This is a genomic window from Novosphingobium malaysiense, from assembly GCF_000802225.1.
Classification (GTDB): domain Bacteria; phylum Pseudomonadota; class Alphaproteobacteria; order Sphingomonadales; family Sphingomonadaceae; genus Novosphingobium; species Novosphingobium malaysiense.
On the sequence record NZ_JTDI01000003.1, the window covers coordinates 1,028,859 to 1,050,719 of the forward strand.

The 21,861-nt window shown below is 64.8% G+C and carries 25 protein-coding genes and 2 riboswitches; of the genes, 8 read left to right on the forward strand and 17 right to left on the reverse strand.

What is annotated here, in order from left to right; genetic code table 11:
- Nucleotides 1-19: 19 nt before the first annotated feature.
- Both LK12_RS12775 and LK12_RS25175 read left to right on the forward strand, forming a co-directional pair.
- Nucleotides 20-151: an entericidin A/B family lipoprotein gene (locus LK12_RS12775; protein WP_039284284.1), complete on the forward strand. Its 132-nt coding sequence runs from the start codon at nt 20-22 to the stop codon at nt 149-151.
- Nucleotides 152-255: 104 nt separating this feature from the next.
- Complete coding sequence (locus tag LK12_RS25175) at nt 256-384, forward strand: entericidin A/B family lipoprotein (protein WP_082010481.1); 129 nt, start codon at nt 256-258, stop codon at nt 382-384.
- 1 nt (nt 385) lies between these two features.
- Here the strand turns inward: LK12_RS25175 and LK12_RS12780 are convergent, their stop codons facing one another.
- From LK12_RS12780 to LK12_RS24240, 12 genes are all read right to left on the reverse strand, one after another.
- A complete protein-coding gene (locus LK12_RS12780) occupies nt 386-1,384 on the reverse strand; it encodes a bile acid:sodium symporter family protein (protein WP_039284287.1) in 999 nt (332 codons plus the stop codon).
- Nucleotides 1,385-1,468: 84 nt separating this feature from the next.
- A complete protein-coding gene (gene gcvPB, locus LK12_RS12785) occupies nt 1,469-3,025 on the reverse strand; it encodes an aminomethyl-transferring glycine dehydrogenase subunit GcvPB (protein WP_039284291.1) in 1,557 nt (518 codons plus the stop codon).
- Nucleotides 3,022-4,392, reverse strand: a complete 1,371-nt coding sequence (gene gcvPA, locus LK12_RS12790; RefSeq protein ID WP_039284293.1) for an aminomethyl-transferring glycine dehydrogenase subunit GcvPA — start codon at nt 4,390-4,392, stop codon at nt 3,022-3,024. The genes gcvPB and gcvPA overlap by 4 nt, the downstream gene beginning before the upstream one ends.
- Before the next feature lie 20 nt (nt 4,393-4,412).
- A complete protein-coding gene (gene gcvH / locus LK12_RS12795; RefSeq protein WP_039284296.1) occupies nt 4,413-4,784 on the reverse strand; it encodes a glycine cleavage system protein GcvH in 372 nt (123 codons plus the stop codon).
- Between the two features lie 12 nt (nt 4,785-4,796).
- Nucleotides 4,797-5,885, reverse strand: coding sequence for a glycine cleavage system aminomethyltransferase GcvT (gene gcvT / locus LK12_RS12800; protein WP_039285310.1), 1,089 nt, complete (start codon nt 5,883-5,885; stop codon nt 4,797-4,799).
- Nucleotides 5,886-5,971: 86 nt separating this feature from the next.
- Nucleotides 5,972-6,092: riboswitch (glycine riboswitch) on the reverse strand.
- A riboswitch (glycine riboswitch) is annotated at nt 6,093-6,195 on the reverse strand.
- A 62-nt stretch (nt 6,196-6,257) separates the two neighbouring features.
- Nucleotides 6,258-6,941: an NAD(P)H-binding protein gene (locus tag LK12_RS12805; RefSeq protein ID WP_052223367.1), complete on the reverse strand. Its 684-nt coding sequence runs from the start codon at nt 6,939-6,941 to the stop codon at nt 6,258-6,260.
- Nucleotides 6,942-6,955: 14 nt separating this feature from the next.
- Nucleotides 6,956-8,116 (reverse strand): deoxyguanosinetriphosphate triphosphohydrolase, encoded by a 1,161-nt coding sequence (locus LK12_RS12810; protein WP_039284299.1) that lies wholly within the window; start codon nt 8,114-8,116, stop codon nt 6,956-6,958.
- 42 nt (nt 8,117-8,158) lie between these two features.
- Nucleotides 8,159-8,476 (reverse strand): hypothetical protein, encoded by a 318-nt coding sequence (locus LK12_RS12815; RefSeq protein WP_039284301.1) that lies wholly within the window; start codon nt 8,474-8,476, stop codon nt 8,159-8,161.
- A gap of 10 nt (nt 8,477-8,486) precedes the next feature.
- A complete protein-coding gene (locus LK12_RS12820) occupies nt 8,487-9,992 on the reverse strand; it encodes an NAD(P)(+) transhydrogenase (Re/Si-specific) subunit beta (protein WP_039284304.1) in 1,506 nt (501 codons plus the stop codon).
- Nucleotides 9,992-10,297: an NAD(P) transhydrogenase subunit alpha gene (locus tag LK12_RS12825; protein WP_039284307.1), complete on the reverse strand. Its 306-nt coding sequence runs from the start codon at nt 10,295-10,297 to the stop codon at nt 9,992-9,994. The genes LK12_RS12820 and LK12_RS12825 overlap by 1 nt, the downstream gene beginning before the upstream one ends.
- Before the next feature lies 1 nt (nt 10,298).
- Nucleotides 10,299-11,441 (reverse strand): NAD(P) transhydrogenase subunit alpha, encoded by a 1,143-nt coding sequence (locus LK12_RS12830; protein WP_039284310.1) that lies wholly within the window; start codon nt 11,439-11,441, stop codon nt 10,299-10,301.
- Between the two features lie 15 nt (nt 11,442-11,456).
- Nucleotides 11,457-11,582 (reverse strand): aa3-type cytochrome c oxidase subunit IV, encoded by a 126-nt coding sequence (locus LK12_RS24240; protein WP_082010483.1) that lies wholly within the window; start codon nt 11,580-11,582, stop codon nt 11,457-11,459.
- A gap of 212 nt (nt 11,583-11,794) precedes the next feature.
- Between LK12_RS24240 and LK12_RS12835 the strand changes: the two genes are divergently transcribed.
- From LK12_RS12835 to LK12_RS12850, 4 genes are all read left to right on the forward strand, one after another.
- Entirely contained in the window at nt 11,795-13,219 is a 1,425-nt protein-coding gene (locus LK12_RS12835; RefSeq protein ID WP_039284313.1) for a sigma-54-dependent transcriptional regulator, read from the forward strand.
- A gap of 39 nt (nt 13,220-13,258) precedes the next feature.
- A complete protein-coding gene (locus LK12_RS12840; RefSeq protein WP_039284315.1) occupies nt 13,259-13,723 on the forward strand; it encodes a nuclear transport factor 2 family protein in 465 nt (154 codons plus the stop codon).
- A 184-nt stretch (nt 13,724-13,907) separates the two neighbouring features.
- Nucleotides 13,908-14,297, forward strand: a complete 390-nt coding sequence (locus tag LK12_RS12845; RefSeq protein WP_039285313.1) for a limonene-1,2-epoxide hydrolase family protein — start codon at nt 13,908-13,910, stop codon at nt 14,295-14,297.
- Nucleotides 14,294-15,061, forward strand: a complete 768-nt coding sequence (locus tag LK12_RS12850) for an SDR family NAD(P)-dependent oxidoreductase (protein WP_039284318.1) — start codon at nt 14,294-14,296, stop codon at nt 15,059-15,061. Before LK12_RS12845 ends, LK12_RS12850 begins: the two co-directional genes overlap by 4 nt.
- 10 nt (nt 15,062-15,071) lie before the next feature.
- On the opposite strand, the gene LK12_RS12855 is transcribed toward LK12_RS12850, so the two are convergent.
- From LK12_RS12855 to LK12_RS12865, 3 genes are all read right to left on the reverse strand, one after another.
- Nucleotides 15,072-15,425 carry a hypothetical protein gene (locus tag LK12_RS12855; RefSeq protein ID WP_039284321.1) on the reverse strand — a complete coding sequence of 118 codons (354 nt, stop codon included), beginning with the start codon at nt 15,423-15,425 and terminating at the stop codon, nt 15,072-15,074.
- Nucleotides 15,426-15,616: 191 nt separating this feature from the next.
- Nucleotides 15,617-16,744, reverse strand: a complete 1,128-nt coding sequence (gene folP, locus LK12_RS12860; protein ID WP_039284324.1) for a dihydropteroate synthase — start codon at nt 16,742-16,744, stop codon at nt 15,617-15,619.
- A 228-nt stretch (nt 16,745-16,972) separates the two neighbouring features.
- Nucleotides 16,973-18,106 (reverse strand): site-specific DNA-methyltransferase, encoded by a 1,134-nt coding sequence (locus LK12_RS12865; protein ID WP_039284327.1) that lies wholly within the window; start codon nt 18,104-18,106, stop codon nt 16,973-16,975.
- A gap of 279 nt (nt 18,107-18,385) precedes the next feature.
- On the opposite strand from LK12_RS12865, the gene LK12_RS12870 reads away from it, so the two are divergent.
- Nucleotides 18,386-19,099: a sulfotransferase family protein gene (locus LK12_RS12870; protein ID WP_039284330.1), complete on the forward strand. Its 714-nt coding sequence runs from the start codon at nt 18,386-18,388 to the stop codon at nt 19,097-19,099.
- On the opposite strand, the gene LK12_RS12875 is transcribed toward LK12_RS12870, so the two are convergent.
- Both LK12_RS12875 and LK12_RS12880 read right to left on the reverse strand, forming a co-directional pair.
- Nucleotides 19,084-19,995: an oxidoreductase gene (locus tag LK12_RS12875; protein WP_039284333.1), complete on the reverse strand. Its 912-nt coding sequence runs from the start codon at nt 19,993-19,995 to the stop codon at nt 19,084-19,086. The two genes, LK12_RS12870 and LK12_RS12875, sit on opposite strands and share 16 nt — an antisense overlap.
- Nucleotides 19,996-20,024: 29 nt before the next feature.
- On the reverse strand, nt 20,025-20,660 hold the full coding sequence (locus LK12_RS12880) for a ribonuclease HII (protein ID WP_052223368.1): 636 nt from the start codon (nt 20,658-20,660) through the stop codon (nt 20,025-20,027).
- Here LK12_RS12880 and LK12_RS12885 point away from each other — a divergent pair.
- A complete protein-coding gene (locus tag LK12_RS12885) occupies nt 20,659-21,837 on the forward strand; it encodes a PQQ-dependent sugar dehydrogenase (protein WP_039284336.1) in 1,179 nt (392 codons plus the stop codon). The genes LK12_RS12880 and LK12_RS12885 overlap by 2 nt on opposite strands.
- Nucleotides 21,838-21,861 lie beyond the last annotated feature (24 nt).

Genomic DNA, 21,861 nt, shown 5'->3' on the forward strand with positions numbered 1-21,861 from the left:
CAGAGAAGGAACACGCAAGATGGTCAAGAAATTGGTTTTGGCAGCAATCGCGGGCGGTATCGTTTTCTCCGCCTCGGCCTGCAACACGGTCAAGGGCGCCGGCCAGGACATCGAATCCGTCGGTGAGGCCGGGGACGAAGCGATCAACTGAGCGAACGGGCCGGAGCGATGGACATCGGCGCGATGCCTGTTCGTGCCGCTTCCCATTGATCCGGCCTTCGCCTATGGTCGAACCATCCACTTGGGAACAAAGCGATGGTTCGGAAATTCGTTCTTATCTTGATTGCCGGCGGCCTGGTCATGGGCAGCACGGCCTGCAACACGGTTCGCGGTGTCGGCCAAGATCTGGAATCGGCGGCCAACACCGTCGATAACGCAACCTGAGCTAGGCTTCCTCGTCCATTTGAACCGGCGCAGGCGCGCGGTTCCAGATCGAGGCCATCAGGCTTCCTATCAGGACATGCATGACGGCCGAGATGGCTGCCGGCACGGGTGCCAGAGCGGCCTGCATCGTGCTGGGGAACTGACGTGCGAACGCCGGGCTTGAGGCCAGACTCGCGCCCAGGCCACTGTTCTGCATGCCCACCTCGATACTGATGGTTCGTGCAGAGGCCTCGCTCAGCCGCAGCATGCGGCTCACGAGGTAGCCCAGGCCGAAGCCCGTGAGATGCAGCGCGAACACGGCCAGCAGCAACACGCCGGCATGCGCTTCGATCAGCGGCTTGGACCGGGCGATGATGCCCGCCACGATGAGCACCACGAACACCACCGAAACGAACGGCGAGACGATCGTGAGCTTGCGCGTAGCCCGCGGCAGGTAGCGATTCAGCAACACACCGGCCACCACGGGCACGAGGACCACTGCGACCATTTCGCGAAACAGGTTCCAGCGGTCGATCTCGATGAAAACGCCGGCCAGCCACCCGGTCAGGACCGGCGTCAGCGCGATGGCGACCAGCGTGGAGGCCATCGTCATCGTTACCGACAGGGCGACATTGGCCTTTGCGAGATAGCTGATCACGTTCGATGCCGTGCCGCCTGGGCAGCAGGCGACGAGGATCAGGCCGACCGCCAGCCCCGGCTCCAGCCCGAAGGTCCAGGCCGAGGCGAACCCGGCCAGCGGCATCACCGTGAACTGCAGGGACACGCCGGCCAGCACTTGCCGTGGCAGTGCCAGAACGCGCCGGAAGTCGTCGAAACTCAGCGTTATGCCCATGCCGAGCATGATCACGCCGAGCATGACGCTGATCAGCGGCTGACCAAATGGCTGGAACCGCCCGTCCGCGACCCATAGGAACGTGTCCGGCTCAAACCACGCCAGTCCCACGCCCAGCACCGTCCACAAGGCGAACAGCCCCGTGATCCGCTCGAACAGGCGCGTCACAGCGCCGGTTCCTGCCGCAATTGCGATGTCATGCTATCGGCTGCCCCCTGCCCTCTCTCGTTCAGGGAGCAGCCGTTATCACGATCAGCCCTGCCAGACGAGCACAGGCTTGCGCGCGGCCTGCGTTTCATCGAGCCGGTGGCGCGGCGCAAAGTGCGGCGCGGAGTGCAGGCTTTCATCGCCGGCCTTGGCTCGCTCGGCGAGGCTGCGCAGCGAGGCGATGAAGCGGTCCAGTCCGGCCTTGCTCTCGGTCTCGGTCGGCTCGACCAGCATCGCGCCCTTCACCACCAGCGGGAAATAGACCGTCATCGGGTGGAAGCCCTCGTCGATCAGGCCCTTGGCAATATCGAGCGTCGAGAATCCCTCGGCCAGCCCGGAATCGCTGAACAGGGCCTCGTGCATGCACGGACCGCTCTTGGCGAACGGCGCCGGGAGCACGTCCTCGCAGGCGCGCAGCACGTAGTTGGCGTTGAGCACGGCGTCCTCGGCGACCTGGCGCAAACCGTCGGCGCCATGGCTGAGGATGTACGTCAGCGCGCGGGTGAACATGCCCATCTGGCCGTGGAAGGCGACCATGCGGCCGAACGACCGGCCATGGCCCTCGCCGCGGTTTTCCTCCTCCACCAGGTGGATATCCCCGTCCGGGCCGCGCGTAACGAAAGGCAGCGGCGCAAAGGGCGCAAGCGCTTCGGACAGCACTACCGGGCCGGCACCGGGACCACCGCCGCCATGCGGCGTCGAGAAGGTCTTGTGCAGGTTGATGTGCATGGCATCGACGCCGAGGTCGCCCGGACGGACCTTGCCGACGATGGCGTTGAAGTTCGCACCGTCGCAATAGACGTACCCGCCCGCTTCGTGAACGGCATCTGCGATCGCCTTCATGTCCGGCTCGAACAGGCCACAGGTGTTCGGATTGGTGATCATCACCCCCGCGACGTGCGGCCCGAGCTTTTCCTTGAGCGCCGCCAGGTCGACCCGGCCGGCGGGCGTCGCCGGAATCGATTCGACCTTGAATCCGGCGAACGCAGCGGTCGCCGGATTGGTGCCATGGGCGCTTTCGGGCACCAGCACCACGTCCCGTTCCTCACCGCGGGCATCGAGTGCCGCGCGGATGCACAGCAGTCCGCACAATTCGCCATGCGCACCGGCCTTGGGCGACATCGCGACCGAAGCCATGCCGGTCAGTCCGATCAGCCAGTCGGCCAGTTGCTCGATCACTTCCAGAGCGCCCTGCACCGTTGCCTGCGGCTGCATCGGGTGCACGTCGGCAAAGCCCGGCAGGCGCGCCATCTTCTCGTTGAGACGCGGGTTGTGCTTCATGGTGCAGGAGCCGAGCGGGAACGGCCCGAGATCGATGGCGTAGTTCTGGCGGGACAGGCGCGTGTAGTGGCGCACCACTTCGGGCTCCGTCAGCCCCGGCAGCGCCGGAGCCTCCTTGCGCAGGAATTTCGAAAGGCCCGGCATCGGCGCCCGGTCTGCCGCGTCGAGATCGACGCCGCACTTGCCTTCCGCACCAAGCTCGAAGCTCAGCGCCTCCTCGAGCATCAGCCCGTAGTCGCCGCTGGCCGTAGCGACACCGCCCGTCGCCTGCCCGGAATCGCCCATCGAAGGACGCCAGCCTGCTGCATTCACCGCGTTCATGCCGGCACTCCCACCAGAAGGTTTTCCAATTGCGTGGCCAGGGTCTCTATGTCCTCGTCGGTCGTGGTCTCTGTCGCCGCGACCAGCAGGCCCTTGTGAAGCCCATCGGCCACCGGGAAGAGGCGGCCAAGCGAGACACCGGCAAGCACGCCGCGTCCCGCGAGTTCGTTCACGACCTCGCGCGCGTCGCGCGGCAGGATCAGCGTCGCTTCGTTGAAATAGGCCTCGTTGAGCAGTTCGACGCCCGGAATGCGCGTGAGCCGCTCGATCGTCGCCTGCGCCCGCGCGTGATTGACGGCCGCGAGCTTTGCCAGACCGCCGCCGCCGAGCAGGGTCAGGTGGATACTGAATGCCAGCGCGCATAGGCCCGAATTCGTGCAGATATTGCTCGTGGCCTTCTCGCGGCGGATATGCTGCTCCCGGGTGGAGAGCGTCAGCACGAAACCGCGCTTGCCGTCGGCATCGACGGTCTGGCCGCAGAGGCGACCGGGCATCTGCCGCACGAACTTTTCGCGGCAGCCGAACAGGCCCAGATACGGGCCGCCGAACTGCAGGCCGACACCCAGTGACTGGCCTTCCCCGACGACGATGTCGGCACCGAGATGGCCCGGTGCCTCGATCAGGCCCAGAGCGACCGGCTCGGTCACGACGGCGACCAGCAGCGCGCCCTTGGCATGGGCGGCTTCGGCAATGGCCGCCAGATCGGGAATGCGGCCCAGTACATCGGGATACTGCACCACCACGCACGAAGTGTTGTCGTCGATCTGCGCGATCACCGCGGCATCGTCGGGCTCCGCGGTCAACTCGGTATCAAGCGAGACGATCTCGTCCCTGGTGAACTTTGCCATCGTGCGCACGACTTCGCCGTAGTGCGGGTGCAGGCCGCTCGACAGCACCGCCTTGCCCTTGCGGGTGATGCGCGATGCCATGAGGATCGCTTCCCAGCACGCGGTCGAGCCGTCGTACATCGAGGCATTGGCGATGTCGGTGCCGAACAGCCGCGCGACCTGCGTCTGGAACTCGAAGAGCACCTGCAGCGTCCCTTGCGCGATTTCCGGCTGATACGGCGTGTAGGCCGTCAGGAACTCGCCGCGCTGGATCAGGTGATCGACCGAGGACGGCACATGGTGACGATAGGCCCCGGCACCGAGGAAGAACGGCGCCGATCCGGCACTGAGGTTCTTCGCCGCAAGCGCGGACATGTGGCGCTCGACGGCCATTTCGCTGGCATGGGCCGGCAGCCCCTCGATCGGGCCGGGCAACCGGGCCTGGGCGGGAACGTCGACGAAGAGGTCATCGACGCTGGCCGCACCGATGCTTTCCAGCATTTCGGCGCGGTCGGCGGATGTCAGGGGAAGGTAGCGCAAGCGGCGTTACTCCGTACTAATCAGAGGCTTTCGACGTATGTCTTGTAGGCGTCCGCATCCATCAGGCTTTCCAGCTCGGAAGCGTTCGACAGCGTGACGCGAAACAGCCAGCCACCGACTTCGGCATCGGTATTGACCAGCTCCGGCTCATCGCCGAGCGCATGGTTGGCTTCGGCAATGGTGCCCGAAACCGGGGTGTAGACGTCCGAAGCCGCCTTGACGGAATCGACCACCGAGACGGAATCGCCCTTGGTGACGGCAGCGCCGGCTTCGGGCAGTTCCACGAAGGTGATGTCGCCGAGCTGGCCCTGCGCGTAGTCGGTGATGCCGACGGTGCCGAGGTCGCCTTCGACTTCGATCCACTCATGGTCTTCGGTAAAGTAGCGGGTCATGGGTGCTGCTCCTCAGCGATGGTAGCGATGGGGTACGAAAGGCATGGGCACGACTTTCGCGGGAAGCCGCTTGCCGCGCATCTCGATTTCAAGCGCCGAGCCGTCGGCCGCGTGGGCGGCATCGACATAGGCCATGGCGATGGGATGCTGCAGCGAGGGCGAAAATCCGCCCGAGGTCACCACGCCCACTTCCTGATCGCCCGAGAAAACCTTGGCGCCTTCGCGCGCAGCCATGCGCCCTTCGAGCGTCAGGCCGATGCGCTTGCGGGCCGGGCCATTGGCGAGCACGCCCTGCACCTGCGCAGCGCCGGGAAAACCGCCTTCGCTGCGACGGCGCTTGTTGATGCCGAAGACGAGACCGGCGCTGACGGGATCGGCGTCCGGCGTCATGTCATGGCCATAGAGCGGCAGGCCCGCCTCCAGACGCAGACTGTCGCGCGCACCGAGACCGATAGGCTTCACTTCCGGTTCACCGCACAGCAGTTCAGCCACCTGCGCAGCGGATTCGCCAGGGATGGAAATCTCGAAGCCGTCCTCGCCCGTATAGCCGGAGCGGCTGATCCAGGCATCGACACCACCCAGCTTGAAGCTCGCGCCCTTCATGAAAGTCAGCGCGGAAAGCGGCGTCTCGCCTTCGACATGGCGTTCCAGCGCGGCGAAAGCCTTGGGGCCCTGGAGCGCCAGCAACGCGTTTTCATCGAGGTGATTGAGCGTCACTTCATCGGGCAGCAGTTCACGCAGCGTGCCGATGTCGTCCCACTTGGTTGCACCGTTAACGACGAGATAGAACCCCTTCTCCCAGCGCGTGACCATCAGGTCGTCGAGGATGCCGCCGTTCTCGTCGAGCAGCAGCGAATAGCGCACCGAGCCGGTCTTCAGCGTCGAGAGGTCGATGGGAAGCGCAGCTTCAACCGCGGTCTCGAGATCTCCGCCGGTCAGGTAGATCTGCCCCATGTGGCTGACGTCGAACAGGCCGGCGTTCTCGCGCGTCCAGAGGTGCTCGGCCATGATCCCTTCGTACTGGACGGGCATCATGTAGCCGGCGAATTCGACCATCCGGCCGCCCTTCTCGCGATGCCAGGCATCGAGCGGCAGCAGCATCGGCCCGATATCCTCGGCCTGATCGTCATCATTGATGGGGTATTCGCTCAAGACATGACTCCGCACAAAGCATGGCACACCGTTCAGGTGCCCCCTCTGTCACGGAAACCTGAGAGCTTCCCCCGGATGCCTTGCGTTGGGCAAAACAGGGTTACACCGTCGGCGGCCACAGCCCGAAAGGCGGCGACACTTTCCAGAGTTGCGCTATCGACCCGCGCGGTCCTTTTGCCTGAGAGATTCCGGGGCGGTTGCTCCTTCGGCGCCTTTCGACCCGCAAAGCGAATCGGCAGGTCTCTCCCGCGCGTGTCAGCGATGGCCTAGCCTTGATTGACACCGGTCCCGGAGTCAACGCCCGGCAGACCGGCTCGCATGCTAATCCCCGGTCCGGCGAATGGCACGACGCATGCTGTCGTAGTCGTGCACGAACCGCCCGGCGGCCTTCTCGTGGGCCAGAGCGAAGATCGCCCTGGCCAGCTTGCGCGCGGACACCGAACGGAAACGCCGATACTTGCCGTGCAGCACCAGAAGATCGGCCACGGGCGCCAGGATCTGCCCCGCTTTCTCGAGGGGACGCCGCTCCCGGCGGTGCCCGCGCAGAAGGCCCGGCTGGAGAATATCCAGGCGCCGGAATCCCAGCTTGCCCAGGGCGTCCTCGGTCTCGCCCTTCACCGAAAGATAGAAGTTCTTGCTGGCCCCTGCAGCGCCGACGGAAGAGACCACGATCATGTGCTTGATCCCCGCGGCGCGGGCCGCCTCGGCACAGAATCGCACGAGGTCGTGATCGACCGCGCGAAAGGCTTCCTGGCTTCCTGCGGTCTTCATGGTGGTACCCAGCGCGCAAACCAGCACGTCGGCGCGGGCCGCGGCAATCAGCTGCGGCCAGTCGATCGGCTCACCGATGAGCATTTCCATCCGCGCGCCCTCGGGGAGGCTGGCCTCCCTGCGCCCGACGGCAATGATACGCACGTCGTCTCGCCCCACCGCTTCGGCCATCAGTGCGCTGCCCACCAGCCCTGTCGCGCCGACAAGGCAAATCCGGATCCCCCCCGAACCCACGTCAGTCGCCGCAATCAGACATTGGACAGCCCGGCGGTGGTGCGACCGTAGATCTGCTCGTGGCACTTGAGGGCGAAACGATCGGTCATGCCGGCGATGTAATCGGCCACGTGGCGGCTGCGTTCCGGCTCGAAGCGCGGGAGAGTGTCGATCCAGGCCTCGTCCATGAGCACCGGCTCCTGCGAATAGGCCGCGTAGAGCTCCGCCAGGACAGCCCGTGCCCGCTGGGCGGTCTCAAGCTGCTCCGGGTGGTAATAGAGCTTCTCGTACATGAAGCGTTTGAATTCGCGTTCGGCCTCCGCCATTTCCGGCGAAAAGGCGACCAGCGGCCTGCCCGCAGCACGCACGTCCTCCACGCTGCCGATACCGACGAGGTTCTCCTTCGTCTGCGCGAGAAGATCGTTGACCATTACCCCGATCTGGCTGCGGATCAGTTCGGCAAGCTGGCGGTCCGGCGGTGCATCGGGATAGCGACGTTCCACTTCAGCCCAGCGCTCGCGGACAAAGGGGTGTGCCAGGAGTTCGTCGATGTCGAGAAAGCCCGCGCGCAGGCCATCGTCGATATCGTGATTGTCGTAGGCGATGTCGTCCGAGAGAGCTGCGACCTGGGCTTCCAGCGAGGCATGCGTTTCCAGTTCGAGCCCATAGTCCGCATCGAGTTCCGCCAGCGCCCAGTTCGGCTCCGAAACGGGGCCGTTGTGCTTCGCCAGGCCCTCCAGCATCTCCCAGGTCAGGTTCAGCCCGTCATGCTCGCAATAGGGACTGTCGAGCCGCATCAGGGTGCGCAGGCAATGGGCGTTGTGATCGAACCCGCCGGCCTTGTGGAGCGCCCCGTCGAGCGCATCTTCACCGGCATGGCCGAAGGGCGGGTGGCCGATATCATGGGCAAGTGCCAGGGCTTCGGTCAGATCCTCGTCGAGCCCGAGTATGCGGGCGATGACGCGGGCGATCTGCGCCACTTCGAGGCTGTGTGTCAGGCGAACGCGGTAGTGGTCGCCATCGGGCGCCACGAAGACCTGCGTCTTGTACCGCAGGCGGCGGAACGACATCGAATGGATGATCCGGTCACGGTCGCGCTGGTAGGCACTTCGCGGCCCGCGCGCGACGGCATTTTCGAGGGCGAACTCGCGCCCGCGCGAACGGGCCGGGTCGGAGGCATAAGGGGCCAGGGTCAAGCTAAAGACTTTCCGCTTCGGCAATTGGGGACCGATGTCCCCCTAGCGGGCAAGCCCTGTGGAACACAAGGCTGCCGAACTGGTGGTGACGGCGACGATCTCGCGATCGTCCATCTGCTGCACGCCGCGCACCAGACCGCGCACCGTTCGGGTGTCCTTCTCGAACTCGGCAAGCTTGAACAACTGCACCAGGGAAAGCCGCTCGACCAGACGGCGCCCCACGCACGCCGCCGCATCGTCGCTCATGCCGGCTTCGGCAAAGGCCGTCTGAACGCGATATTGAGCATAGCGGTTGGCGCCGACCCATAGCACCGCAGACAGCCCGATCAGGATCAGGAGCAACTTGATCAGGCGGAACATGCGGCGCCCATCAGTCGGTGAGCGACTTGTTGATCTCTTCCACCATCTTCTTCGCGTCGGCCAGCAGCATCATCGTCTGGTCCATGTAGAAAACGTCGTTGTCGACGCCCGCATAGCCCTGTCCGCCCATCGAGCGCTTGATGAAGAAGATGGTCTTGGCCTTGTCCACATCGAACACCGGCATGCCGTAGATCGGCGAGGACTTGTCGGTCTTCGCGGCCGGGTTCACGACGTCGTTGGCGCCGATGATGAAAGCCACGTCGGCCTGTGCGAACTCGGAGTTGATGTCCTCGAGCTCGAACACTTCGTCATAGGGCACACTGGCCTCGGCCAGCAGCACGTTCATGTGCCCCGGCATGCGCCCCGCGACCGGGTGGATCGCGAACTTCACATTGACGCCATGTTCCTTGAGCAGGTCGGTCATCTCGCGCAGCGCATGCTGCGCCTGCGCGACGGCCATGCCGTAGCCGGGAATGATGATGACGTTCTCGGCTTCCTTCATCAGGAACGCCGCATCCTCTGCCGAACCGCGCTTCCATGGGCGCTGTTCCCTGGCACCACCCTCTCCCGCACCGCCGGCATCGGCACCGAAGCCGCCAGCGATCACCGAGATGAAGGAGCGGTTCATCGCCTTGCACATGATGTACGAGAGGATCGCACCCGAAGAGCCGACCAGCGCGCCAGTGATGATCATCGCCGTATTGTGCAGCGTGAAGCCCATCGCCGCCGCAGCCCAGCCCGAGTAGGAGTTGAGCATAGAGACGACGACCGGCATGTCCGCGCCGCCGATGGGAATGATCAACAGGAAGCCCACGGCGAAGGCCAGCAGCGTGATCCACACGATCAGCATGCCCTCGCCCGGTCCGCCGGCGCCACTCAGCACGTAGGCCGCAATCAGCAGGATGATGGCGCCCAGCACGCCGAAATTGATGACATGACGCGCGGGCAGCAGGATCGGCGCGCCGCTCATGTTGCCGTTGAGCTTGAGGAAGGCGATTACCGATCCGGAAAACGTGATCGCGCCGATGGCAATGCCCAGCGACATCTCGATGCGGCTCGGCAGAAAGATCTGTCCGGCATCGTCGAGAATGCCGAAAGCGCCGGGATTGAGCCAGGCGGCAAGGCCCACCAGCACTGCGGCGAGTCCGACCAGCGAGTGGAACGCGGCCACGAGCTGCGGCATCGCCGTCATGGCAATGCGGCGTGCCGTCGTCAGGCCGATGACCGCGCCGACGGCAATGGCGGCGAGGATCTCGATCGCCGTTACCACATCCAGATGGACGAACTCGACGAGCCATTCGTAGCCATGCGCATAGCCGACAGAGACATAGTCGCTGGCCAGGGGGGCATGCGTCAGCAGCGTGGTCACGACGGCGATCGTCATGCCCAGCATGCCGTAGCGGTTGCCCGCCCGGCTGGTCGCCGGCGAGGACAGACCGCGCAACGCGAGGATGAAGCAGATGCCGGCGATCAGGTACGCGACGGCGACCCATGGATTGACCGCGTGCGCTTCCATCACTTGCCGCCCTTCCCGGTGCCCGGCTTGTCCTTCTTCTTGTACATCGCCAGCATCCGCTCGGTCACGGCGAAGCCCCCGAAGATGTTGATGCTCGCGAGGACCACGGCGCCCAGCCCCAGCCACTTGGCGGCCGGCGCCCCCGCAGCGGCGGCGGCGATCAGCGCGCCGACGACGATCACCGAGGAGATCGCGTTGGTCACCGCCATCAGCGGCGTGTGTAGCGCCGGGGTTACCGACCAGACCACATAGTAGCCCACGAAGCAGGCCAGGACGAAGATCGACAGGATCGAGATGAAGTCCATGTTACGCTCTCTGCAGCCTCTCGCTCACGATCTTGCCGCCCTGTGTCAGGCGAACGGCATCCCCAATTTCCTCGTCGAGCACGGGCTTGCCCTGGTCCTTGTCCCAGAAGGCGGACAGAAAGTTGAACAGGTTGCGCGCATAGAGAGCCGATGCGTCGGCAGCGAGATGCGCAGGCGTGTTGGAGAAACCGATGATCTTCACTCCATGCCTCTCGACCACCTCGTCAGGCACCGTCCCTTCGACGTTCCCGCCCTGCGGCGCGGCAAGGTCGAATATCACGCTACCCGCCTTCATCGTCGCGATCTGCGCGTCGGTGATCAGCCGCGGTGCAGCCAGGCCCGGGATCAGCGCGGTGGTGATGACGATGTCCTGCTTGGCGATGTGGGCGGAAACCAGTTCGGCCTGCGCCTTCTGGTATTCCTCGCTCATCTCGCTGGCATAGCCGCCCGATCCTTCGCCTTCGATGCCCTCGACATTCTCGACGAAGATCGGCTTGGCGCCCAGCGAGAGAATCTGCTCCCGGGTCGCCGAGCGCACGTCCGTCGCCGAGACCTGCGCGCCCAGGCGGCGGGCCGTGGCGATGGCCTGGAGGCCGGCCACGCCGACGCCCATGACGAAGCACTTGGCGGCGCTGATCGTCCCCGCTGCCGTCATCATCATCGGAAAGGCCCGGCCATAGAGATCGGCCGCGGCGATGACCGCCTTGTAGCCAGCGAGGTTCGACTGGCTGGAAAGGACGTCCATCGATTGCGCGCGCGTGATGCGCGGCATGAACTCCATCGCCAGCGCCTCGAGTCCGGCGGAAGCATAGGCGTGCACGCGCTCGCGCTGGCCGAAGGGGTCGAGGATGCCGACGACCCAGGCACCCGGGACTGTCGTACCGAGCAACGCCGGATCGGGTCCCTGCACCCCCAGCACGATATGCGCGCCGGACACGACGACATCGGCCGGGCCCATTTCGGCCCCGGCAGCGCGGTAGTCTTCGTCGGATATGCTGGCGGCATTGCCGGCGCCGCTTTCGACCGCGACGGATGCGCCGAGGGCCGTCAGCTTCCTTACCGTCTCGGGGGTGGCCGAAACGCGTGTTTCCCCCGAAGCACGCTCCTTGAGGACCGCGATCCGCTGGCCTTGCGGTGCCGTCAATTCACGCGACCCCGATCAGGAAGTGATCAGGGCGACGACGATTGCGACAACCACGATGGTGATGCCGGCACCCCAGACCGAGGCCTTGATAAAGCCGTTGTAGGTAGCCTGCGCCGTCTTGATGTCGTTGCCAGAAGCCATGAACTCTATTCCCCTTGAGGTCCATCTGATCGCACCGCTCTAGCCGGGGGCGCCCGCCCGCTCAAGTGGGAAGCCGGCACAGTCTCACAAAGTACAGATCGCGGACCGTTCGCCCCGCAAGCGCGCGAGTCATTTCAGGCTTAATCCCGTCTTTACCTGATTCGGCTATCCCGGTGTCCCATTCCGAGAAAGCTGAAAGCAACGGCACTACCATGGCGGATATCGATCAACGCCTTCTCATGCTCATCGACGATGAGCCGGCCCAGAGCCGCCTCATCTCGGCATTGGCGGCAAGAGAAGGCTGGCGCACCGTCATCGTGCGCGATGCCGAAACCGCAATCGCGACGCTGGGTACCCGGCAGGGCATGCAGCTTTCGGCCATTATCCTCGACCAGTGGGTGCCCGGCGAAGACGCTTGCGCACTGATTGCCGAACTCAAGAATCGCCGGCCCGCGCTTCCCATTCTCATGCTCACCACCAGCACCTCGCCGCTGCTGGCGGTGGAGGCGATGCGCGCCGGGGCCACCGACTACCTCGTCAAACCGGTTGCACCCGACAGACTGATGCACGCGCTGCGCTCGGCCACGACGCGTGAGGCGCCGCGCGACGAGCTTGCCCCGCTGACCGAGAAGATGCCCTCTAACCCCGATTTCGAATCGATGATCGGGGCTTCGCCGAATTTCCGCAAGGCGCTGGCCGTGGCTGCCAAGGCTGCGCGCGGACACAGCCCGGTGCTGATCGAAGGTGAAAGCGGGACCGGCAAGGAAATGCTGATCCGGGCCATGCATGCGGCCAGCCCGCGGGCCAAGATGCCGCTGCGCCTTGTCAATATCGGCGGCCTTTCCGCAAGTTCGATCGAATCCGTGCTGTTCGGTCACGAAAAGGGAGCCTTTCCCGGCGCCTTCGATCGCCAGATCGGTGCCCTGCAGCACTGCGACGGCGCCACGCTTGCGCTGGACGAGATCGACCGGCTCCCCGTTTCGGTCCAGGAACGCCTGCTCGAATCGCTGCGCAAGAGCGACGTCCGGCCCATCGGCGCCCCCTATTCCTTCCGCATCGACGTGCGTCTGATCGCGGCCAGCAACATTCCCCTGGCAGACCTCGTGTCGCAGGGGCATTTCCTGCCCGAATTGCTGCAGATGCTGTCGCACACGCACGTGCTCCTGCCGCCGCTTCGCGAACGCACCGGCGACATTCCCGCCCTCACCCGCTTCTTCCTTGCCCGGATCGGCGAACAGCCGGGCCTGCGCGAGCTGGGCATCACCGACGGCGCGCTCTCGCTGCTCGCAGCCTACGATTGGCCCGGAAACGTGCGCCAGTTGCAGGCGGTGCTGTTCCGCGCCGCCGTGTTCTGCGACGGCGATGCGCTCACCGCGGAAGATTTTCCACAGCTTCTAAACATCCTTGGCACAGGTACGTCCACAAGCACCAGCAACCCGATGCACGAGAGCTCCGGGGTCATGCTCTACACCGACGACGGCAACCTGCGGCCGCTGGAAGAAATCGAGGCGGACGTCATCCGCCTGGCCATCGGCCTCTATCGCGGCCGCATGACCGAAGTCGCCCGCCGGCTCGGAATCGGCCGTTCCACGCTCTACCGCAAGCTGTCCGAACTCGGCATCGACAACGCCGCCTGACCCGTCCAAGTTCTCTCTCGACAAGGGAGAGGGACTTTCATGGATACCTGCGAGCGACTTGCCGCCATCGAGGACATCAAGCAGCTCAAGGCGCGCTACTGGCGAGGCGTGGACAATGGTGATGCCGCGCTGGTCCGCTCGGTACTCGCCGAAGACTGCGAACTGGACTACATGGGCTGTTGCACAGACCCGGTAACCGGCATCGACCACATGCCGGCCATGAACATGGTCCTCAAGGGCCGCGACACCTGGCCCGACACGACCGACCCCATCGGGCCCAAGATCGTCACCGTCCACCAGGGCAACGATCCCGACATCACCGTCGAAAGCGAAACGCGGGCGTGCGGCATCTGGTGCTTCACCGACCGCTTTTTCCTGCCGCCCGGCGGACCGTTCGAGCGCCTTACCGGATGGGGCCGCTATCACGAGACCTACGAAAACAAGGGTGACGGCTGGAAACTGAAGACCACGCGGATCGAACGGCTGCGCGTCGAAGTAGCCTGACCGGCCCTGAAGAACACCGAACGCTTGCCGGGCGAACCAGAAGGTTTTCTCTTCGCCTTGCCGCCAGAGTCTAGCTTTCGCGGTTGACCGCACGACCTCCGGCGAGGACATTCGCGCCGCTCGACGGCACTCGCCCCCGGCAAAGGGCGCCCGGAAAGCCGGCGTTACGATGGGAGAACTCGCGATGACACCAACCCAGACCGTACTGGCCTTCCTGGCCGAACTGGAAAAACCGGAAGGCTTCGAGGCTGGCGTTCGCAAGTTCTTCACGCCGACCACCCGCTATCTGAACGTTGGCATGTCGGATACCACAGGGGTGGATGAAACCGTCGAATTCGTCCGCGGGTTCGAGGCCCAGACCGGCATCAGCTACATGATCGCCGACATGCTGGCCATCGCCGAAGACGGCAACAAGGTACTCACCGAACGGATCGACAAGCTCTATGCCGCCGACGGTACGCTGGTCATGGCACCTCCGGTCATGGGCATCTTCGAAACCGGCGACGGGAAGATCACCGGCTGGCGCGATTATTTCGATACTCTGCAAGCAACCGGAGGGCAGGCTCCTTCATGACGGAATTCGAAGGGAGGAGCGCCCTCGTCACCGGCGCCGCCTCCGGCATCGGCGCTGCCACGGCGCGATGGCTCGACGCGCGTGGCATAGGCCGCCTGGTGCTCGTCGATCGCGACGAGGCGGCGCTCGGGGCGCTGGATTTGCGCGCGCAGGTTCGCTGCGTGGTGGGGGACGTGGCCGAGGAGGCCCTGTGGGATGACATCGAGCAGAGCGAAACGACCCTGCACCATGCCGTGCTCAATGCCGGTGTTGCGGACGGATGCCCGATCGCGACACTCGACTTCGCCGAATGGCGGCGCATCCTGTCGGTGAACCTCGACGGCATGTTCCTGTCCCTGCGCTCGGCGCTGCGACTGATGACCCAAGACGAAGACACCGTCGGACGCAGCGCCGTGCTCACCAGTTCCGTAGCAGGCATCAAGCCCGTGGCGATGACGGCGGCCTACGGCTCAAGCAAGGCGGCCGTGGCCCACCTTTCCCGCATCGCCGCTGCCGAGTACGCCTCCCAAGGCATACGGATCAATGCCGTCGCGCCCGGACGGGTCGACACCCCCATCTGGACCAAGAACGCCCATTTCCAGCAAATGGTCGAGGATCTCGGCAGCCGCGAAGCGGCGCTGGAAAAGCTGGCGGAGGATTCGACGCCCCTCGGCCGCTTCGCCAGCGCCGAAGAAATGGCCGGCCAGATCGGCTTCCTGCTTTCCGACGCGGCTTGGAACGTGACCGGCACGGTCCTCGTCAGCGACGGCGGCTACAGCCTCTGACCGGCAGCGATCAGTTCTCGAAATAGACCTGCGGAATGCGATAGCCCTTCTTCGCCATGGCCTTCACGTAGTCGTGGCGATTGTCCTTGAGTTCGTGCGTGTATTCCGACCACGCATCGCGCGTATCCTCCAGGTCGCTTGCCCGCTTGAGGTCGCTGGCCAGTTCCTTCTGCGATTCGGTCACGTTGATGCGGTAGTCGTACCACTTGCTGTTCGCGACACCGCCGATCGGCGACTGGATGATGCGGGCCTCTTCCTGGCGAGCCATCTGCTCCTCGTACATCATCGGCACGGCCGCCATGGCAACGGCAGGCACCGCGACGAGACCGACGGCGGCAGCGCGAAAGAACAGGGTCTGCTTCATGGTTTAAACTCCCTTCTGCTTGACGCGCGAACGACCAATCGTCCGCGGTTGGAGAAGGAACGAACCCGCGTACCAATTTCATCCCGCCGGCACGACAATAAGCCCGAAAAAAGGAGTCGGCCGCCATTTCAACCTAGACCGCCAGCCTTAGAAACTTCAGGTTAGCCAATACCTTATAGCTGGATTCCCGGTCAGTCGGCCAGCTGCGAAAAATCCGTAAGGGCGGCATCGCGAAGCCCGCGCCAGACGCGAACCGCCTGCACGGTTTCGGGGACGTCGTGAACGCGCAGGATGTGCGCGCCTGCCTCCATCGCCTTGACCGCAAGCATGATGGACCCGCCCAGCCGCTCGTGCGGCTGCGCCTCGTAAGACAGCGCCCCGATCATCCGCTTGCGGCTGGCCCCGACGAGCAGGGGCTGCCCGAGTGCGTGGAACAGCGGCAGTCCATTCATCAGCGCTAGGTTCTCGGCCACCGACTTGCCGAAGCCGATGCCGGGATCGAGGATGATTTTTTCAGGCGCGACTCCCGCGGCAACGACCTCGTCGCGCCGCGCCGCCAGCCAGTCGAACACGTCGAGCACAACGTCGGCGTAGGTGCCGTTCGAATGCAGATCGTCCGCCTTGCCCGGGGCATGCATGAGCACGACCGGAGCCCCGCTCGCTGCCGCCAGTTCCACGCTGCGCGGATCGTAGCGCAGCGCAGAAACGTCGTTGATGACGTGCGCCCCCGCCTGCAGGCTCGCCTCCATGACCGCCGGCCGCCGGGTATCGATGCTGATCGCCGCGCCCATCGCGGCAAGTTGTTCGACCATCGGCACGACGCGCTTGAGTTCGTCGCCTTCCCACACGGCGCCCGCACCCGGCCGGGTCGATTCCCCGCCGACGTCGACAATCGCGGCCCCCGTCTCGAGCATGGCGGACGCGTGATCGCCGGCAATCTGCGGGTCGTCGAGAAACTCGCCGCCGTCCGAAAAACTGTCTGGAGTCATGTTGAGGATACCCATGACCTGCGGCTGTTCGAGCCGGATCGTGCGGGTACCACCGCCCTTGATCGCGAAATCGAGAGGCGCGTGGACCTTGCGCAAGTTGGCCCACTGCATTTCGCCCTCGGCGGCAAGATCGGCCGAGAGCCCCGCCAGGGCGGCAGGCATTTCCTCGACCGAACAACGCTGGCGCGACACGATCCTGCCGTTCTCGCGGACGATCATCGCAAAGCGACTGGCCCAGACCATCGTGCCGCCGAGGCGCACTACCTGCCCCTCCTCGCTCTGGGGGCTTTCGGCCAGGGCGATGGGACGAATGTAGAGCGATCGGGTCATGGTCTCTTACCCTTGCTGAGAAAGGCGCGAAGGGGGCGCTTAGGACGGTTTGCGTGTCGGCGCAAAGACACGAAGAAGATTGTACACGGGACGCCTTTCGACCTGCCGCTCGACACCGGAGGTACGGCGCCGCGGCCCGGCCTGGCATCTCCCGCTAAAGATATCTTCTTCGTGCCTTTGCACACTCCCCCAACCGATCTCCGAACCTCTCGTAAAAATTGACCCCGATCAGGGCTCCGTCGCGAGCAGATACAATTGGCGGATGGCATCGATCGGCTTGATCTCGCCTTCGTGTTCGAGGTTCCAGAAAGTCCATCCATTGCACGAGGGCGCCCCCTGCAACTGCGCGCCAAGACCGTGGATGGAGCCGGTCGCATCGCCCGAGACCAGCGAACCGTCGGCCCTCACCGTGGCGGTGAACTTGCCTTTCTTGGCGACCAGTTGCGTGCCGGGCGCGATCCAGCCGGTTTCCACCAGCGTGCCGAAAGCCACCTTGGGCGCCGACCGCTTGGACTGCATGGTCTTGAGCGCACTTTCATCGAGCGGCAGCGCCATCTCGATGCGCTCCATCGCCGCCTCGCGATAGTCGCCTTCCCGCTCGCAGCCGATCCACTCGCGGCCGAGACGCTTGGCTACGGCGCCGGTCGTGCCGGTACCAAAGAAGGGATCGAGCACGACGTCGCCCTTGTTGGTCGTCGCCAGCATCACCCGGTAGAGCAACGCCTCGGGCTTCTGGGTAGGGTGAACCTTGCGCCCGTCCTTCTTGAGCCGCTCCTGCCCGGCGCAGATCGGCAGCACCCAGTCGGAGCGCATCTGCAGCTCGTCGTTGAGCGTCTTCATCGCACGGTAGTTGAATGTGTACTTCGACTTCTCGCCCATCGAAGCCCAGATCAGGGTTTCATGCGCATTGGTAAAGCGCGTGCCCTTGAAGTTCGGCATGGGGTTGGCCTTGCGCCAGACGATGTCGTTGAGGATCCAGAACCCCATGTCCTGCATGATCGCGCCGAGGCGGAAGATATTGTGGTACGAACCGATGACCCACAGCGACCCGTTCGGCTTGAGGACGCGGCGCGCCTCGCTCAGCCAGTCGCGCGTGAACTGGTCGTAGACCGCAAAGCTGGAAAACTTGTCCCACTCGTCGGTAACGGCATCGACGTGACTGCCATCGGGGCGGGAGAGATCGCCGCCGAGCTGCAGGTTGTAGGGAGGGTCGGCAAAGACCATGTCCACGCAGGCGTCGGGAATGGTGCGCATCGCCTCGATGCAGTCACCCGGGATGATCTTGCCGAGCGGCAGAAGTTCCTTCGGCGCGGCAGCAGGCGCGCGCGCGCGAATTCTTTCCTTGACCAGTACCTGACCCATGCCCGCTCCGCTGAAGGTAAACCTGAAAACTGTGGATTGACGCCATGGTGAGTCTTTGCGGACTCCGCGTCAAGTCGCGACTCGCCGGGAATCCTCGCGATTCCCGTGCGATAAAGAACGGAACAAAACGAATCCGGCACAATATATCGAGGCTCTGCGAGCTGAGCGGACTCTATATCTAGGGGGCGTTGCCCCAGGGACTCACTGCAAAAAATAGTTCTGCCCGCCCACGCCGGTCTGGGGTAGCGTGTCGCTGGAAGAACATTCTGGGGAAATGCCGTGGCTCTCAAGATAATCGGTGCGGGGCTTGGCCGAACGGGAACGATGTCGCTCAAGCTGGCGCTCGAACACCTCGGTTTCGGCCCCTGCTATCACATGTCGGAACTGCTCGCGTCAGCGCGTCGCAACCTGCCGCTATGGCTCGACGTGGTCGCCGGAAAGCCCGACTGGGATACGATATTCGACGGCTACTGCTCGACCACCGACTACCCCGCCTGCAACTACTGGCGCGAACTGGCCGACCATTTCCCCGAGGCCAAGATCATTCTGACCACCCGCGATCCCGATTCCTGGTTCAACTCGGTAAGCGAGACGATCTTCAGCCCGGACCATCTCGCCAGCTTCCAGGCCGAACCGGTCGGCACCTTCATCCGCGGCACCGTAACCCGCGACTTTGCAGACCGCATCCACGACCGCACCTTCATGACCGATTTCTTCGCCAGGCGAAACGAGGAGATCATCGCGACCATTCCCGCCGAAAGGCTGCTCGTCCTGCCCGTGGGCGCCGGCTGGGAGCCCTTGTGCAACTTTCTCGGCGTCGAGGTCCCGAAAGGGCCCTACCCCAGGGTCAATACGGAAAAGGAATGGCTGGCGACCGTTCCCCATGACCCCGATCATCACCCCACGCCCGACGAAGCCGAGCGTTTCGGCAAGCGGTTCATTTCCGCGATGCGTGACCAGGCTTTCGGCAACCGGGATCAGCCCAGCGGATAGCGCACGCCGGTCATGTCTTCGGAAACCTGCCATAGGCGCTGCGCCAATTCGGTGTCGCGCGCCATGTCGGTACGCTTGGCCACTCCGGAAGGTCCCGAGGCGCCGCCCATCCGCTGTGGGCCGTAGAACTCGCCCGGAACCGCATCCGGCGCAGTCGCGGCCTGCAGCGTCGGCCAGGCGCCCTGTGCCGCACTGTTGAAGATCGCTCCGGCGAGCGGGAATAACACGCGGAAGATGCCGCTGTGCCGGTCGAGATCGGTCTTGGCGAAGCCCGGATGACAGGCATAGGCGGTCACGGGCGAACCCGCAGCCTTCAGGCGCCGGTCCAGTTCCAGCAGGTGCAGCAGGTTCATCAGCTTGCTGTCCGAATAGCGCTGCGTGCGGCTATAGCGCTGGTGCGCGTCGAGATCGTCCCAGTCGATCTTGCCGCCCTTGTGCGCAAGGCTCGAGGTAATCACAACGCGCGAACCCGCCGATTCCGCCAGCTTGGGCAGCAGCAGGCCGGTCAGCGCGAAGGGAGCCAGGTGGTTGACGCCGAATTGCAGCTCGTGCCCCTGCGCCGTGCGCTGCAGCGGTGGAAACATGACGCCGGCATTGTTCACCAGCACATCGAGCCGCGGCTCGTCTGCGCTCACCTTGCGCGCGCAGTCATGCACCGAGCCGATGTCCGCCTGATCAAGATGCACGAACGCCAGATTCGCGCCGGGAACGGCCATGCGGATACGCTCGATCGCCTTGCGGGCCTTGTCCTCGTTGCGGCAGGCCATCAGCACGCGGGCGCCGTTGGCGGCGAGCGCCTTCGACGTCTCGTAGCCAAGCCCGGTGTTCGCGCCCGTTACGAGGAAACACTTGCCGGCCTGTGACACCACGTCCTTGGCGGTAAAGCCTTTCGCCATCTCTCTGCTCCTGCCCCTTGCGCCCCGCCTCAGGCAAACATGTCGAGTTGAGCCACCGGCGCGAAGCTGCGCCGGTGATGCACTGTCGGCCCATGGCGGCGAAGAGCCGCGAGGTGCTCCGCAGTGCCGTAGCCCGCGTTGCGCTCCCAACCATAATGAGGATGCGCCTGCGCCAGTTCCCGCATCATCCGGTCACGGTGTTCCTTGGCAATGATCGAGGCGGCGGAAATGCATGGTTCGCTCCCGTCGCCCCCGACGATCGCCCGCGCCGGCCAGCGCCAGTCGGCGGTGCGGCCATGCGGGGTGAGGTTGCCGTCGACGAGCACCTCGTGCGGGTCCTCGCCAAGCTCACGGCAAATCGCGGCAACCGCGCGGGTCATCGCCAGCATCGTGGCGCCAAAGATATTGAGCCGGTCGATCTCCTCGACCTCGACGACCCCTACCGCCCATCGGCAACGGCGCTTGATCGTCGCCTCGAGCCCGGCACGCTTCTCTTTCGAAAGCTTCTTCGAATCGTCCAGACCAGCCGGTCTCGGCTTGCACAGAATCACGGCGCCCGCCACAACTGGACCAGCCAGCGGCCCGCGGCCAGCTTCGTCCACGCCGATTACAAGCCTGCTGCTCGCGATGGCACCGGACGAAGACACAAGCGTTAAGGGTGACATGAATCTGCGATCCTTCCTTCCCTTCGTATCGACTTTCAGCGTCTTCCTCGCAAGTTGCGGACAGGCCGCGACCGGGGAAAAAGCACCCCCGCCTTCCCGGGAGGCACCGTTCACGGTCGAGACCATCGCCAGCTTTGATGAGCCCTGGGCGATGGATTTCGACGAAGGCAGCGGCGTGCTCGTCGTGACCGAACAACGCGGAGACCTTCGCTACCGCACGCCCGAAGGCAAGATCGGCACAATCGCCGGCGTTCCCGACGTCGACTACGGTGGCCAGGGCGGCCTCGGCGACTTCATCTTCGCTCCGGGGCAGACAAGCCCCGCCTTCGACCGCCGTACCGTCTATCTGAGCTGGGCGGAAGCCGGGCCCGGCAACAACACGCGCGGGGCCGCCGTCGGCAAGGCCACGCTTGTGTGCAGCGCACAGATGGACTGCCGGCTGGAAAACCTGAAAGTGATCTGGCGCCAGCAGCCAAAGGTCAGCGGGCGTGGCCATTATTCGCATCGGCTGACCTTTTCGCCCGATGGCCAGTACCTCTTCATCAGTTCCGGCGAGCGGCAGAAGCAGCAGCCCGCGCAGGACCTGTCGAACAATCTCGGCACGATCGTGCGCCTGCTGCCCGACGGGACGCCGGCACCGGGCAATCCCTTCGCCGACAAACCCTCTCCCACCAACCAGATCTGGTCCTACGGGCATCGCAACGTGCTGGGCCTCGCCTTCTCGCCCGATGGCCGGCTGTGGGATCTGGAGCATGGTCCGCGCGGCGGGGACGAAATCAATCTCGTCGAACCCGGCCGGAACTACGGCTGGCCGCTGGTCTCTGGCGGCAAGCACTACGACGGACGCCCCATTCCCGATAATTCAACGCGCCCCGATCTTGCCGGCCCCGCGATCAACTGGACCCCGGTGATCGCCCCGGGCGACTTCATCTTCTACACCGGGGATCAATTCCCGGCCTGGAAGGGACAGGCGCTGATTGCCTCGTTCGCCGTACCGGGTCTCGTCCGCGTGCGGATCGACGGCGAGAAGGCTATCGAAGAAGCCCGCTATCCCCTGGACAACCGCATTCGCGAAATCGATCAGGGGCCGGAAGGCGCCATCTGGCTGCTCGAAGACGGAACGCCGCCGGACAGCGGTCACCTGCTCAAGCTGACGCCGACAAAAACCGCGAATTGAATCGACAAAGCCGCGCCGCAACCC